The sequence below is a fragment of the Kangiella aquimarina DSM 16071 genome (assembly GCF_000374105.1).
Taxonomy (GTDB): domain Bacteria; phylum Pseudomonadota; class Gammaproteobacteria; order Enterobacterales; family Kangiellaceae; genus Kangiella; species Kangiella aquimarina.
Window position 1 is genome coordinate 220,692 of sequence record NZ_KB893651.1, and the last position, 13,118, is coordinate 233,809.

Genomic DNA, 13,118 nt, shown 5'->3' on the forward strand with positions numbered 1-13,118 from the left:
AACTGAGGATTGGTTGACCGAATTTCAAGAGCTTAGGTAATGAAAAGCCAATGGGGATACCATTGGCTCATTAGTATTGAATAGCTAGTGATCTTTTAAATCAAATAACTGCGTAGTTTACATTTTGAAGTGCTCGCCCAGGTAACGCTTCTTCACCAGTTCATTAGACAGGACTTCTGCAGGTGTTCCTGAGGCGATAATATTACCCGAATCAACGATATAAGCCTGTTCACAGACATCCAATGTTTCGCGGACATTGTGGTCAGTAATCAGAACACCTATACCACGTTCTTTTAACTGTATGATAATGGTTTTAATATCCAGCACTGAAATAGGATCGACACCAGCAAATGGTTCATCAAGCAAAATAAACTTAGGGTCGTTAGCTAGTGCTCTGGCAATCTCAACCCGTCGGCGCTCGCCACCAGACAGGCTCATGCCGTGGCTCAGTCTGATATGCTCAATATGGAACTCGGACAGTAACTGGTCCAGCTTTTCTTCGCGTTGATTGGCTGTTAAATCTTTGCGTAACTGCAGGATTGCCATGATGTTATCTTCAACTGACAGTTTACGAAAAATCGAAGCTTCCTGAGGTAAATATCCAATCCCTTTTTTGGCGCGAGTGTGCATCGGGTCGGTTGTGATATTGTCTTCCCCAAGAAAGATTTGTCCACCATCGGAAGGAACCAGACCAACTATCATGTAGAAGGAGGTGGTTTTGCCTGCGCCATTTGGGCCAAGCAGACCAACAATCTGTCCCTGGTTAACCTCCAGTGAGACATTTTCAACCACTTTGCGATCTTTATAACTTTTGGCCAAACGCCTGGCTTGAAGTGAAATCATTGCTGTTGCTCTTTTTCGGTCTGCTGTTCAGTGGCCGACTGACTCGACGTGGCGTTGTCGCCTTGTTCCTGCTCCCAGAAGAACTCTGTTTCCACGCGCTGCTCGCCTGAGTCACTTTTGCCGGCTGAGATAACTTTGCTGGTACCGTCATAAGTCAGGAAAGCGGCGGTCATATTGGAGTCGCCCTGCTGTAATTTAACATTACCGACGAGTTCAGTTTGCTTATCTTTGCCATTAGAACGAAGCTGATCCGCGGTGGCATAGATCGCTGGCTGGGAAGGTTGCTCAATGCGGAATTCAGTTGGAGCACCGTTAAGCACAAATCCAAAACCTTCGGTTACACCCTGATTTGCGGTTAGCTGATTACCAAGCAAGGTTAACTTATCTATGCCAGAAGATTGTACGATTTTAATATCGCCACTGGCTGAAAGCTCTCCGCTTTGTTGACGGTAAATGATTTTAGGGGCATCAATGTCTGTAGTCTCACCAGTTTCATCCACGTAGTGAATTTTTACCGGGCTTCCTAAAGCAGTAATGGTTCCCGCATTTTCACCCTGTTTGGTAAGTGAGTCGGCATAAATTGTCATGTTGCCATGCTCGTAAATCACATTATCTCTATAAATGATGATGTTGTTTTGCACATCAAGATTAGACCTATCAGAACGTAAACGAGACTTTTCTAAGGTCGCTGCCTGAACCAATGACCCGCTAGACAGCGAACTTAATATTAATGCAGCTATAAGGAGGCGAAACTTCATAATTCTTCTGTAAAGACCTCAGACATAAATTCGATATTATTGGTACGCAGGTCAGCCTGCATACCTTTGGCGGTCATTCTAAACCGACCATCAATAAGTTCAATCTGCTCATCAGTAAAAGCAGTTTCTGATGCAAAGTCAATTTTTAAAACTGGCATGGTCAGCACTGCATTGGATTCAGACGGACGGCGCTCAAGTTCGATAGTGACATTGCCTTCGAGTGTTAATTGCTCACTCAGTTCATTGCTTACTGCCTTTTCCGAGCTTACTGTCCAGCTGGGATTCTGATCGTCATTAAAGCGCATGACAGGCTTTAATAGATGAGTCTGCATGATCTCTTTATAATGTAGAGTCTTTTCTGTAGTGAATGAGCGTTGTGGTTGACCATTCGTATCAAACTCTATGGTTTGAGTGTTGGAGAGGTAATAATCTGGGTTTGTGGATACTTCTACGAAATCAGGTTTGGATTCGGTAGAACGATCCCACCAATAGGCGATAGCAAATGTGGCTGGAACCAGCAGCCACAACATTGAACGACCTTTGAGGAAGGTCATTCTTTAACCTCGGATAATTTTCCTGCAGCCAGATATTCCTGATGAATGGCTTCCAGCTTGTTCTGACTCTCAAGAATCAAGTCACACACTTCGCGCACTGCTCCAAAGCCACCGTTATGTTGGGTGACCCAGTCAGCATGCTGTTGCATTAACCAGTGACCATCAGCAACCGTAACCCCTAACCCAACTTGAATTAATAACGGCAAATCCGGCAGGTCATCACCAATATGGCAAACTTGTTCTGGAGTAACCGATAGTTTTTCACATAAGGATTCGAATGCCTTTTGCTTATTTGATTGACCCTGGTGATAGTGCTCAATACCAAGTTCCTGGCAACGCTTTTCAACAATTTTTGAATTACGCCCGGTGATTATGGCAACAGCGATTCCTGATTTTTGTAGACACTTGATACCGAAGCCATCTTTGATGTTAAAGGTTTTTAATTCTTCACCATCGTTACCAATAATGACCTGACCATTACTCAGTACACCGTCAACATCACAAATAACGAGCTTAATTTTCTGTGCCTTTGCTATAACAGAATCTGGGTAGCTGGGTCTGCTCATTGGGTTACTCATTACACGACTCCTGCTTTCAGTAAATCGTGCATATGAATGACACCCTGCGGCTTGTTGTTTTCATCAACCACGATTAATGATGTGATGCTGCTTTCTTCCATCAGGTTTACCGCATCCACAGCAAGTGTTTGTGTCTTTACCGTTTTGCATCCTTTGGTCATTACGTCACTGATCGGGGCATCAATATCGACATCCCGCTCAAAAGCACGACGTAAATCGCCATCGGTGAAGATGCCTAATAAATTTCCTTGATGGTCAGTAACAGTGGTCATCCCCATTCGCTTATCCGTCATTTCAAATAGCGCATTGCGAATTGAGATAGTGGGCTTGACCGAAGGGAAGGCATCACCGCTGTGCATTAAATCATTAACCTGAAGAATAAGACGTTTGCCTAAACTGCCGCCAGGATGGGATAGAGCAAAATCATCGGGTGTGAAGCCCCGAGCTTCTAGCAAGCTGACAGCGATGGCATCACCGAGCGCCAGTACGGCAGTTGTTGAAGCCGTTGGTGCAAGATTGTGAGGGCAGGCTTCCTGCTCGACCTGAACCTTGATATGGATATCGCTGGCTTTGGCTAAGCTGGAGTTGTCATTACTGGTGATTGAGATTAGTTCGATGCCTCGGCGTTTGATAACCGGAAGCAGGGCAGTGACTTCATGGGTTTCGCCAGAATTGGACAAGGCTATAACAACATCCTGCTCACCGATCATTCCGAGGTCGCCATGGCTGGCTTCAGCGGGGTGAACGAAAAATGCAGGGGTGCCGGTGCTGGCCAGAGTTGCAGCCATTTTACTGCCAATGTGACCTGATTTACCCATACCAATGACTACGACTTTGCCCTGGCAGCCCAACAATTTAGTACAGGCGGCAACAAAGGTTTGATCCAGTTGCTGTTTGAGGTTTGCCACTGCATTACTTTCAATAGAAATAACGCGTTCAGCACTGTGTAAAATTTGCTGTTCCAGATTTGAGTCAGTCATTGACGATACCGTTGGTGGCTTTAATATTCAATTAGTTAGAAAACGCGAACTATATAATACCCAATGAAGGCCGCAAGTAAAATAGCACCGGCGAGACGGTTAATTTTACCAGGCCCACGAATACCATAGGCTAAAACAGCTAAAAGGATACATAACCCGAACATTACCGGGTAATCAATGGTCAGAATTTCTTTCTCTACCATTGGCGCAGCGATGACTGCCGGAATCCCAAGAACACCTAATAAGTTAAAGATATTGGAGCCGACAACGTTACCTATCGCAATTTCATGTTCATTTTTCAAAACGGCTGAAATTGAAGCTGCCAGTTCCGGCAGGCTGGTGCCCAGTGCCACAATGGTTAAACCGATTAAGGTTTCGGAAACACCCATTTGCAGGGCAAAGCCACTGGCGCCAACAATTAAGATTTTAGAGCTGACAACCAATAAAACGAGTCCTAAAAATAACCAGAAAATCGCTTTAGGACTCGACATCTGCTCAGGCAATTCGTCAACAATTTCTTCAAGCATACGGTCATTGCTGGCACGCGACTTGATACCCATATGAACCAGCCAGATAAAGTAGGCCACCAATGAACTTAGCAAAATCATGCCTTCGATATGTGAAAGACGAAGATCCCAAAAGAAATAGAGAACCGCAAATGACACCACGAATAGTATCGGTATCTCGCGCTTAATCATACCTGAATTAATGAGCAACGGTTTTACCAAAGCGGTGATACCAAGGACTAACGCAACATTAGTAATGTTGGAACCAATGGCATTACCGATAGCGACCTCAGGGCCGCAGTTTTCAACATCCGGCGCACAGGTTTTAAAAGAGTCCAGAATCGACACAAAGATTTCAGGGGCAGAGGAGCCAATCGCGACAATGGTTAACCCCACAATCAGGCGTGAAACACCAAAGTTCTGTGCAACCGCTGCAGCGCCATCGGTGAATCGATCCGCGCTCCAGACCAGCAATGTAATTCCAACCAGAATATAGGCAATGTGTTCTATCATGGAAACCTTAGAGAGCTTGAGTTTTCAGTAATCGGGCTTAGCTTATTATAGGATAAGCATGACTTTGACTGACAAATTGAAATTGTTTCAAAGCATTGCCCCAGGTGATGTGAAATGACGACAAATAAGCGCGCCATTGTACAGCGAATGGGGTTTGATGTCATTCAAAGGTGTTTATCAAGGGGAATTCAGGTAAAATCACGCCACTTTAGTGCCAACTTTGCTAATGATTCATACTTTTGTGTCTATATTGACGCAGTTTTTGGCGTTATCATGCTTGGCCATAACTTCGATTAACGTAAGTAACTAAACAAATGATTGAACAGATTAAGTCCCTGATTGAAAAAGAAATTGAATGTGAAGAGCTGCGAGTAGATGGTGATGGTAGCCATTTTCAGGTCATTGTTGTCAGCAAAGCCTTTGAGGGCCTGCGTAGCGTTAAAAAACAGCAGATGGTTTACGCTGCGGTAAATGAGCATATTGCCAGCGGTGATATTCATGCATTGACTATCAAGGCCTATACGCCTGAAGAATGGTCAAAAGCTAAGCATTTTGCATAAGTCAGAGTAATCAATCATGGATAAATTACTGATTAAAGATGCCGGCGCACTTGATGGCTCGATTAAAATTTCTGGTGCTAAGAACGCTGCATTGCCTATATTAATGGGAGCTTTGTTAGTTGATGGCGTGACCACCATCGGTAATCTGCCGCATTTGAATGATGTCACAACTACACTTGAGTTGATGGGACGTCTAGGCGCTAAATTAACCATTGACGATAAGTTCAATGTCGAAATCGACAGCCGCTCTATTCATAGCCATGAAGCACCTTATGAACTGGTTAAAACCATGCGTGCTTCGATTCTGGTCCTGGGGCCGCTACTGGCCCGTTTTGGTGAAGCAGTGGTGTCTTTGCCAGGTGGTTGTGCCATAGGTTCGCGTCCAGTTAACTTGCACATTGATGGAATGCGCGAGATGGGTGCTGACATTGATGTAGAAGCAGGTTACGTAAAAGCTAAATCTGATGGCCGCTTAAAAGGCGCTAAAATTGTCATGGAAATGGTGAGTGTCGGTGCGACTGAGAACCTAATCATGGCCGCTGCTTTGGCCGATGGCACATCTGTGATTGAGAACGCTGCACGTGAACCAGAAGTGGTCGATTTAGCTAACTTCTTAAACAGTATGGGCGCTAAAATCAGTGGAGCCGGTACTTCGGTCATTACCATTGAGGGTGTTGAGCGTTTACACGGCGGACACCACGACGTGTTGCCCGACCGTATTGAAACCGGAACTTATCTGGTTGCTGCTGCAATGACGCGTGGTCGTATTCGTTGCCGAAATACCGATCCAAATATTCTGGACGCAGTCTTAGTTAAGCTCAAAGAAGCGGGCGCAGAAGTCACTACAGGTGATGACTGGATTGAACTTGATATGCATGGCAAGCGACCTAAAGCCGTAAACATCAAGACCGCTCCATACCCTGGCTTTCCAACAGACATGCAGGCTCAGTTCTGTGCCATGAATGCAGTGGCAGAAGGGACTGGCACTATCACCGAAACCATTTTTGAGAATCGCTTTATGCATGTTCTTGAAATGCAGCGTATGGGTGCTGATATTGCGATTGAGGGTAATACCGCCATCTGTCGTGGTGTTGAGCACCTTTCAGGTGCTCAGGTCATGGCTACTGATTTGCGCGCATCAGCCAGTCTGGTTCTTGCAGGGTTGTGTGCTGATGGTGAAACTTTAGTGGACAGGATTTATCACATTGATCGTGGATACGAGACCATTGAAGAGAAGCTTCAGAATCTGGGTGCCTCGATTAAGCGAATTGGTTAATCGATACAGTATCCATTGTTTGAAAAAAAGGGCCAACAGGCCCTTTTTTTTATGTTCTATCTATTTGAAGTAATTTTTAGTCTCGATAGCCTAATATGACTTCTGCCTGATTTTTCTGACCATCTCGATAATACTCAAGTTGTATCTCGGTTTCAGGAGCTACATTCCAGATTGCTGCCATCAAATCAGCAGTGCTGTTGATGGGCTTACCATTTACCTCGGTAATAATGTCCAGCGCCTGCAAACCGGCTTTATCCGCTGGGCCATTGCCATTAACAGCTGTGATCACAATACCCTGCCCAAATGGTAATTGTTCAATTTGAGATGCCAGTAATTGCTGTTGTGGGAGAGGTAAATTCATTTCCTGAACAATGGAGCGGAAGTTGATGGTCATGTCTCCATTCAGACCAAGCCAGCCTCTTTGGACCACCCCATTTTCTAAAAGCTCATTCACCACATGCTGTACGTCAGCTGCTGCAATGGCGAAATTCTGATACGTTTTTTCTCCAGACTCGTCCCGCGAACTCAGAGCTGTGATACCAACCAGTTCTCCCTGACTATTAACCAGCGCACCGCCTGAATTTCCTGAGCGAAGAGCGGCATCGGTTTGAATATAGTGAGAGACTCGAGAGAAAAACTTGGCACTGATGATTCCCTGGGTCACTGTTTGTTCAAAGGCCATGTAAGGTGTGCCAATGGCAAATACGATGTCACCAACCCGGCTTTTATCCTCTTGGCCCAGAGATAAAATATGTTGCGGCTGATAGTCCACTTTTAATAAGGCCAGGTCAGAATCCTTATCAAGTCCAATGACCGTCGCTGCTAACTTTTGTCCGTTGAGCAGCTCCACGATAATCGACTCAGCCTTATCCAGCACATGAGCATTGGTTACGATATGGCCTTGCTCATCAATAAAGACTCCCGAACCATTATTAAGAAAAGCGCAGGCGTTGGTACCTGAGGGAATAGCCCGTAAACTATTCTGGCATTCAGGATCATTCAAGGGGTATAGCTTGGAACGAGCCTGAATAGATACAACCGCTGGACGAGCTTTATCCAGCATATCTGCATATCCAGAGAAGGGGACAACTTGTTGTGGTACCTGCACAGTAGAGTCAGTAGTTTGTTCTGAAGGGCTATTGATTGAAAAGCGTCCCGGCATAAACACGATAAAGAGGGCGGCAATGCCAAGGCCGACCAAAAGATATTTAATAATGTAACCAATATAGGTAAGAAATTGCATAGAAATCCTTAATTGAGACGTAAGTCATTAGCCCATGGATCGTTGTTTATCATTGGAATCGGATGTCGGTTCCTTATCTGATAATGTTGTAGAGCTGTTGTCCTGTTTTTCATCAGCTTGCTCTGATTCTTTTTTAGGCTTAGAGTTCCCAGCTTTTTCCGCATGAGGAATATCATCCGGATGGGGTGCATCCGCAGGCTTTTCAACTGTATGACTTGGGTGGTAGTCATCATCCATATCGTCATCAGCATAGTCTCTTGGTTGCTGAGGGCCGAAACCATGTTCAGTGATCTCTTTTGCTTCGCTATCAATGACGTCTTCTGCAAAAGGTTTGCTACCAGCATTGCCTAGCCCTGGCAGGCCACTGGTGTTGCTACTGAGTTTAAGGTCAAACTTGCGGTTGCCCAATTTATTGGCGCTACTGGCGAGGTGCTGATAAAGCAACTTATATTCTTCTGTGACGTTACTGAATAGGCGTGCTGTTTCATCGAAGTGTTTGTTAACATCTTCTTTTAATGAATTAAGTTCTTCATCTTTAGCTTTTAGCTCTTCCGATAGTGCTTTACTTCGTTGTGACATACCATGCCAGCGACCAAAGAAGAAAGCTGCAACTGCAATTATAAGGAGCAAGAAGATAATAAATGGACTGGACATGAATTAATATTCCTCAATCTGTCAAAGTCGTCTAAACGAAAATTGCCTGAATCCCTGATTTGATCTTATGATACACAATTATTAGCCGTTAGTTCGAGAGGATTCATGACCTATAACACAAAATTCTTACTGACTTTGAGCGGCATCTTTCTTGTAGTCTTCATTCTATGTGCCATTAATCCTGTCGACCGTTCTACGTGGCTCTTAGAAAATGTACTGATGTTCCTGCTAGTTGCAGGCCTGATTGCCAGTTATAAAAGATTTCGCCTTTCGAGAATATCCTACTTTTGTATATTTCTATTTCTGTGTTTTCATGAAATAGGTTCTCACTATACCTATTCGCTGGTGCCTTATAACCAATGGACTGAATCAGTTTTCGGATCACCATTAAATGATTGGTTTGGTTGGGAACGTAATCATTATGACCGATTCCTGCATTTGGCCTATGGTTTATTATTTGCTTACCCAATTCGTGAAATATTTATACGTATCGTTAAGGTTAAAGGATTCTGGGGCTACTTTTTGCCATTAGATTTAACCTTGTCTACCTCAGCTATCTATGAGCTTATTGAGTGGGCTGCAGCAATTGTATTCGGTGGTGATGTTGGAGCGGCTTACCTTGGGACTCAGGGTGATGTCTGGGATGCCCATAAGGATATGGCTTTAGCCGGCCTGGGAGCTTTAATCGCCATGGTAACGGTGGCATTTATTAACTGGCGCTGGCAGCGAGACTTTGCCCGCGAGTGGAACGAAAGTCTGACACCTCAGACTTCAAACCCCGAAACCTTGTGAGCCTGTCGTGCCCGCAAACGTAAACCGCTTGGCACTTTTACATTAAACCCTTAGCAAGTGCTTTTCTTGCTGAGGGTGATGCAAAATAATAGTTGTCATTATCTATAAATACTCAGGATAAGACTTATGAAGTCCATAATCATGATTGGCCTGTTGGCCGCTGTTAGTTTAGTCAATCCGGCTGTCGCTTTCGATGATGATAAGAAACAAAAAGAATTAATTAAAGAGCGTGCAGAGTTACTTAAACAGCGAGAACAACTGGAAAAAGAGCGTGAAAAAAAATTGCTCGAACTTGAGCGCGCAGACCGAAAAGCTTACGAGGAAATGCTTCGTGAGCAGGAAAAGTCTCGAGCCGAGTCAGAGCGAGAGTTGAATAAAGATTTCCGCAAAAAACAGTCCGAAGAAGATAAGGATGAAAGTAAGGATTTTAATAAGTACTAGTCTCGCCATTCTCCTCATCTATTGAAAAAGAGGCTTCGGCCTCTTTTTTCGTCATAGGGCTGTTGGTTTCCAAGCTCATTAAAACGTGCGAAAATAGCCCGCATTGTCCATCAATGACTACAATCAAGTGAATAAAAATCATTTCTTGATAGCAGGTGATAGCGGTCACCTTGAAGCAACTCTTGATCAACCTGACTCACCTGAACGCAACGCTATTGCTGTGTGTTGCCATCCTCATCCACTTCATGGCGGAGCCATGACCAATAAAGTCATCTACACGGTTTCCAGAACGCTCTCCGGAATGGGTATTCCTTCCGTGCGATTCAACTTTCGTGGTGTTGGTAATTCCCAAGGTGAATATGATGAAGGCAAGGGTGAGCAACAGGATTTGATGAAGGTTGTTGAATGGATGCAAAAAAAATATCCAGGCCGCCCGCTGTGGCTTGCTGGTTTTAGCTTTGGTTCCTGGATAGCTGCATTACAAGCTAAAAAATTAGGTGCGCAACAGCTGATCAGTATTGCACCGCCAGTAAATCGGTTTAGTTTCGATGAATTTCAAATTCCTGACTGCCCCTGGTTAGTGGTGCAGGGGGATGCTGACGAAGTGGTTGATCCGGAGGCTGTATTCCAATGGCTGGATGATTTGCCCAAAAAGCCTGAAGTCATCCGCATGGAAGGGGCGGGACATTTTTTTCATAGCCGATTAGTTGATCTGCGTGAACTGATGGAAGGTAAGTTACAGGCTCATTTACCTGAAGAGTTACAAGCACCTTGACTATGCGCACAATCGATTTAACCCCAAAGCAGAAGTATGAACAGGATCTGGCCAGCGGTTTTGCAAAAGACCCTGCACAGGCTGAGGCGGTTGCTGCTCTGCAGCGGGTTTATGACGATCTTCTAGACAGTCGCCCGAGTGGTGGCTTTATGGATCTAGTCAAGCGTTTACTATCTTCAGATCTTGATCCGGTTAAAGGATTATATATGTGGGGAGGGGTAGGCCGTGGTAAGACCTGGCTGATGGACACCTTTTTTAATTGCTTGCCGATAAAAGGTAAAATTCGCCTGCATTTCCATCGATTTATGCACGAAGTGCATCACGAGCTTAAAGCACTTGCTGGCGAAAAAAATCCTCTAATTAAAATTGCAGACCAGTTGTCGCAACGAGCGCGGGTTATCTGTTTTGACGAGTTTTTTGTCACCGACATTACTGATGCGATGATCCTCGGTGGTCTGTTCAAAGAGTTGTTTGAGCGCAATATTGTATTAGTCGCAACTTCGAATATTCCGCCAGAGCGCCTATATTGGAATGGCCTTCAACGTGAGCGATTCTTGCCGGCTATTGAACTGATTCAGAAACATTGTCAGGTATTAAATGTGGATGGTGGTACCGACTACCGTCTTCGAACTTTGGAAAAGGCTGAAATCTACCATTATCCTTTAGATGCCGCTGCTGATAGCAATATGAAGCAGTATTTTCTTCAATTATCCGGCGAAGAAGGGCAACAGCACTGTAAACTCAAAGTAGAAGGGCGGTTAATTGATGCAGTGCGACTGTCCGATAACGTTGTCTGGTTTACCTTTGACGCTATTTGCAAAACAGAACGTTCAGCCAACGACTATATAGAGCTATCCCGTAATTATCATACAGTCTTTGTCAGCAAGATTCCGAAGTTGGATGATAGCGTTAATGATGCAACCCGCCGCTTTATCGCATTAGTGGACGAATTCTACGAACGTCATGTGAAGTTAATATTGTCGGCTGAAGTGGCCTTAGAAGAGCTTTATGTAGGAAAGGGGCTGGCTTTTGAGTTTAAAAGGACTGTTAGTCGACTGCAAGAGATGCAAAGCAAAGAGTATCTGGCTAAAGAACACTTGGCTTAAACATCGCCTATAGTCGGTATCCCATAATGATTACCAATAACCTCTGAGGAAACTGCCAGGCGGAGATGTATACGTTCTACACCCCATTAGCTTCGCTAAGTCTTTCCCTTTTTGCTTTATTTTAGGCCAGACCTTACTTTCCTGGAAAAGAATGGGCTTTCTACCATGAGGTTTAAGGTAAAGAAAGTAGATAGGCGTCTTATTGTTATTGCTACCGTAAGTTACATTGATTGCCAAGTATTTATTAATATATTTTCTGTCTGAACTAACTACGAACTGGATGTCCCTAAAACGATAGACATTAGTTTTAGACCAGAGCAAGAAAGACCTTTCATGGATTATTAACTCTGCGTCTTTATCGATCATAACCGTGTACTGGTAGAAAGCTGCCTTTAGAGTCGACCCAACAATCCACACCATCAATATAAGTATGATTATAGAAAAAAGAATTGCTTCATGAGGCTGGAACTCATCTACGGTTTGTCCTGTAAGGATTGAATATATTGCATATGGGAAAAATACTGCGAAGAATAAACCTAAAGCGGCAAAGATGGTTTTTCCTAAAGGACCATATTTGCTGGCAAATTGATGCTGTACTAGATGATGCTCTGAGGGTTTCTGGTGAGTGCGCTTAGTGGTATGTGGATTGAACAGAATAAAAATACAATAACAAGACCAAAAAAAGAGAATGGCACAGAAGATTCCAGTAGCTTTCTTCATGGTTTCTAAACCAAGGAAAAACACTGAACGATCAAAGTCATATAAGCTCCATACCGCACCAAAGCAGGAAACTTGGAGTAATAATAGGAAAAGGGCTAATTTGACAATTCGGTTGGAGGATATATTAGCTTCTGACGGACGATTGAGCTTAGTCATAATTATTTGTTTTGCTATATAAAAAGCCGACTCTGCAGTCGGCTTTTGAGATCTAAGGAATAGTGAAGAATTACTTAACCATATCCTTTAATTTTTTCAGTGGGCGTACTTTAACTGCAACGCTGGCAGGCTTAGCTTTGAACATGGTTTCTTCGCCAGTGAAAGGGTTGATACCCTTACGAGCTTTAACAGCTGGCTTTTTAACTGTGCTGATTTTTAATAGACCAGGTAGTGTGAATTCACCTACCGCACGCTTTTTAACGTGGCGCTCAATAACTACGCCTAGCTCGTCTAAAACCGCTGAAACGTCTTTCTTGGTTAGGCCTGTTTGTGCTGAGATTTCGTTAAGGATTTGAGTTTTTGTGAATTTTTCTTGAACCGCTGTAACTTTGCGGGCTTTATTATCTGCCATTTTTCCTTTGCCTCTTATGTTAGTTGACTGTTAAAATATCGGTCGTCTTGGCGAGTATTGCAAAATTGACTCCCCATCAGCGCTTTTTATAGCGCTAAAAGCCCCGTAAATAAAGTCTTTTTAGCAGGATTTTACTTAAAATTCATAAATTTGGCCGAGACATTTAATAATTTTTGAAAATCCTGGTGTCGCCTCTTGTTTTATAGGGGTGATTTCTGTAGAATTCGCGCTCTCTTTTTTAGGGCCGTGAT

Annotated in this window: 17 protein-coding genes; 7 read left to right on the forward strand and 10 right to left on the reverse strand. The window is 43.9% G+C overall.

Annotated elements, in window-relative coordinates; all coding sequences use genetic code 11:
* Positions 1–117 precede the first annotated feature (117 nt).
* Genes lptB through B158_RS0110450 form a run of 6 tightly spaced genes read right to left on the reverse strand, consistent with a single transcriptional unit; the run spans position 118 to position 4,732 of the window.
* Positions 118–843 carry an LPS export ABC transporter ATP-binding protein gene (gene lptB / locus B158_RS0110425; RefSeq protein ID WP_018625317.1) on the reverse strand — a complete coding sequence of 242 codons (726 nt, stop codon included), beginning with the start codon at positions 841–843 and terminating at the stop codon, positions 118–120.
* Complete coding sequence (locus B158_RS0110430) at positions 840–1,601, reverse strand: LptA/OstA family protein (RefSeq protein WP_018625318.1); 762 nt, start codon at positions 1,599–1,601, stop codon at positions 840–842. The genes lptB and B158_RS0110430 overlap by 4 nt, the downstream gene beginning before the upstream one ends.
* On the reverse strand, positions 1,598–2,155 hold the full coding sequence (gene lptC, locus B158_RS0110435; protein ID WP_018625319.1) for an LPS export ABC transporter periplasmic protein LptC: 558 nt from the start codon (positions 2,153–2,155) through the stop codon (positions 1,598–1,600). Before lptC ends, B158_RS0110430 begins: the two co-directional genes overlap by 4 nt.
* Positions 2,152–2,733 carry a 3-deoxy-manno-octulosonate-8-phosphatase KdsC gene (kdsC, locus tag B158_RS0110440; RefSeq protein WP_018625320.1) on the reverse strand — a complete coding sequence of 194 codons (582 nt, stop codon included), beginning with the start codon at positions 2,731–2,733 and terminating at the stop codon, positions 2,152–2,154. Before kdsC ends, lptC begins: the two co-directional genes overlap by 4 nt.
* Positions 2,733–3,713, reverse strand: a complete 981-nt coding sequence (locus B158_RS0110445) for a KpsF/GutQ family sugar-phosphate isomerase (RefSeq protein ID WP_018625321.1) — start codon at positions 3,711–3,713, stop codon at positions 2,733–2,735. Before B158_RS0110445 ends, kdsC begins: the two co-directional genes overlap by 1 nt.
* 35 nt (positions 3,714–3,748) lie before the next feature.
* The gene (locus B158_RS0110450) at positions 3,749–4,732 is read right to left on the reverse strand and encodes a calcium/sodium antiporter (protein WP_018625322.1); all 984 of its coding nucleotides are present in this window, start codon (positions 4,730–4,732) and stop codon (positions 3,749–3,751) included.
* Between the two features lie 114 nt (positions 4,733–4,846).
* Between B158_RS0110450 and B158_RS13420 the strand changes: the two genes are divergently transcribed.
* From B158_RS13420 to murA, 3 genes are read left to right on the forward strand one after another with little or no spacing between them, the layout of a single operon-like run.
* The gene (locus B158_RS13420) at positions 4,847–5,029 is read left to right on the forward strand and encodes a hypothetical protein (RefSeq protein WP_026309358.1); all 183 of its coding nucleotides are present in this window, start codon (positions 4,847–4,849) and stop codon (positions 5,027–5,029) included.
* A 17-nt stretch (positions 5,030–5,046) separates the two neighbouring features.
* Positions 5,047–5,292: a BolA family protein gene (locus B158_RS0110460; protein WP_018625323.1), complete on the forward strand. Its 246-nt coding sequence runs from the start codon at positions 5,047–5,049 to the stop codon at positions 5,290–5,292.
* 16 nt (positions 5,293–5,308) lie between these two features.
* On the forward strand, positions 5,309–6,568 hold the full coding sequence (gene murA, locus B158_RS0110465) for a UDP-N-acetylglucosamine 1-carboxyvinyltransferase (RefSeq protein WP_018625324.1): 1,260 nt from the start codon (positions 5,309–5,311) through the stop codon (positions 6,566–6,568).
* Positions 6,569–6,644: 76 nt separating this feature from the next.
* Here murA and B158_RS0110470 read toward each other — a convergent pair whose 3' ends face one another.
* Both B158_RS0110470 and B158_RS0110475 read right to left on the reverse strand, forming a co-directional pair.
* Positions 6,645–7,811: a S1C family serine protease gene (locus tag B158_RS0110470; RefSeq protein ID WP_018625325.1), complete on the reverse strand. Its 1,167-nt coding sequence runs from the start codon at positions 7,809–7,811 to the stop codon at positions 6,645–6,647.
* A 27-nt stretch (positions 7,812–7,838) separates the two neighbouring features.
* The gene (locus B158_RS0110475; RefSeq protein WP_018625326.1) at positions 7,839–8,465 is read right to left on the reverse strand and encodes a ZapG family protein; all 627 of its coding nucleotides are present in this window, start codon (positions 8,463–8,465) and stop codon (positions 7,839–7,841) included.
* Positions 8,466–8,570: 105 nt separating this feature from the next.
* Here B158_RS0110475 and B158_RS0110480 point away from each other — a divergent pair, with 105 nt between their 5' ends.
* The 4 genes from B158_RS0110480 to zapE all read left to right on the forward strand — a co-directional run bounded on the left by B158_RS0110480 (position 8,571) and on the right by zapE (position 11,579).
* Positions 8,571–9,257: a DUF2238 domain-containing protein gene (locus B158_RS0110480; protein ID WP_018625327.1), complete on the forward strand. Its 687-nt coding sequence runs from the start codon at positions 8,571–8,573 to the stop codon at positions 9,255–9,257.
* Positions 9,258–9,383: 126 nt separating this feature from the next.
* On the forward strand, positions 9,384–9,698 hold the full coding sequence (locus tag B158_RS0110485) for a V-type ATP synthase subunit I (protein WP_018625328.1): 315 nt from the start codon (positions 9,384–9,386) through the stop codon (positions 9,696–9,698).
* Between the two features lie 127 nt (positions 9,699–9,825).
* The gene (locus B158_RS0110490; protein WP_156823099.1) at positions 9,826–10,473 is read left to right on the forward strand and encodes an alpha/beta hydrolase; all 648 of its coding nucleotides are present in this window, start codon (positions 9,826–9,828) and stop codon (positions 10,471–10,473) included.
* A 2-nt stretch (positions 10,474–10,475) separates the two neighbouring features.
* Positions 10,476–11,579 (forward strand): cell division protein ZapE, encoded by a 1,104-nt coding sequence (gene zapE / locus B158_RS0110495; protein WP_018625330.1) that lies wholly within the window; start codon positions 10,476–10,478, stop codon positions 11,577–11,579.
* Between the two features lie 30 nt (positions 11,580–11,609).
* Here zapE and B158_RS0110500 read toward each other — a convergent pair whose 3' ends face one another.
* On the reverse strand, positions 11,610–12,455 hold the full coding sequence (locus B158_RS0110500; protein ID WP_018625331.1) for a hypothetical protein: 846 nt from the start codon (positions 12,453–12,455) through the stop codon (positions 11,610–11,612).
* Between the two features lie 70 nt (positions 12,456–12,525).
* Positions 12,526–12,867, reverse strand: a complete 342-nt coding sequence (locus tag B158_RS0110505) for an HU family DNA-binding protein (protein ID WP_018625332.1) — start codon at positions 12,865–12,867, stop codon at positions 12,526–12,528.
* Between the last annotated feature and the right edge of the window lie 251 nt (positions 12,868–13,118).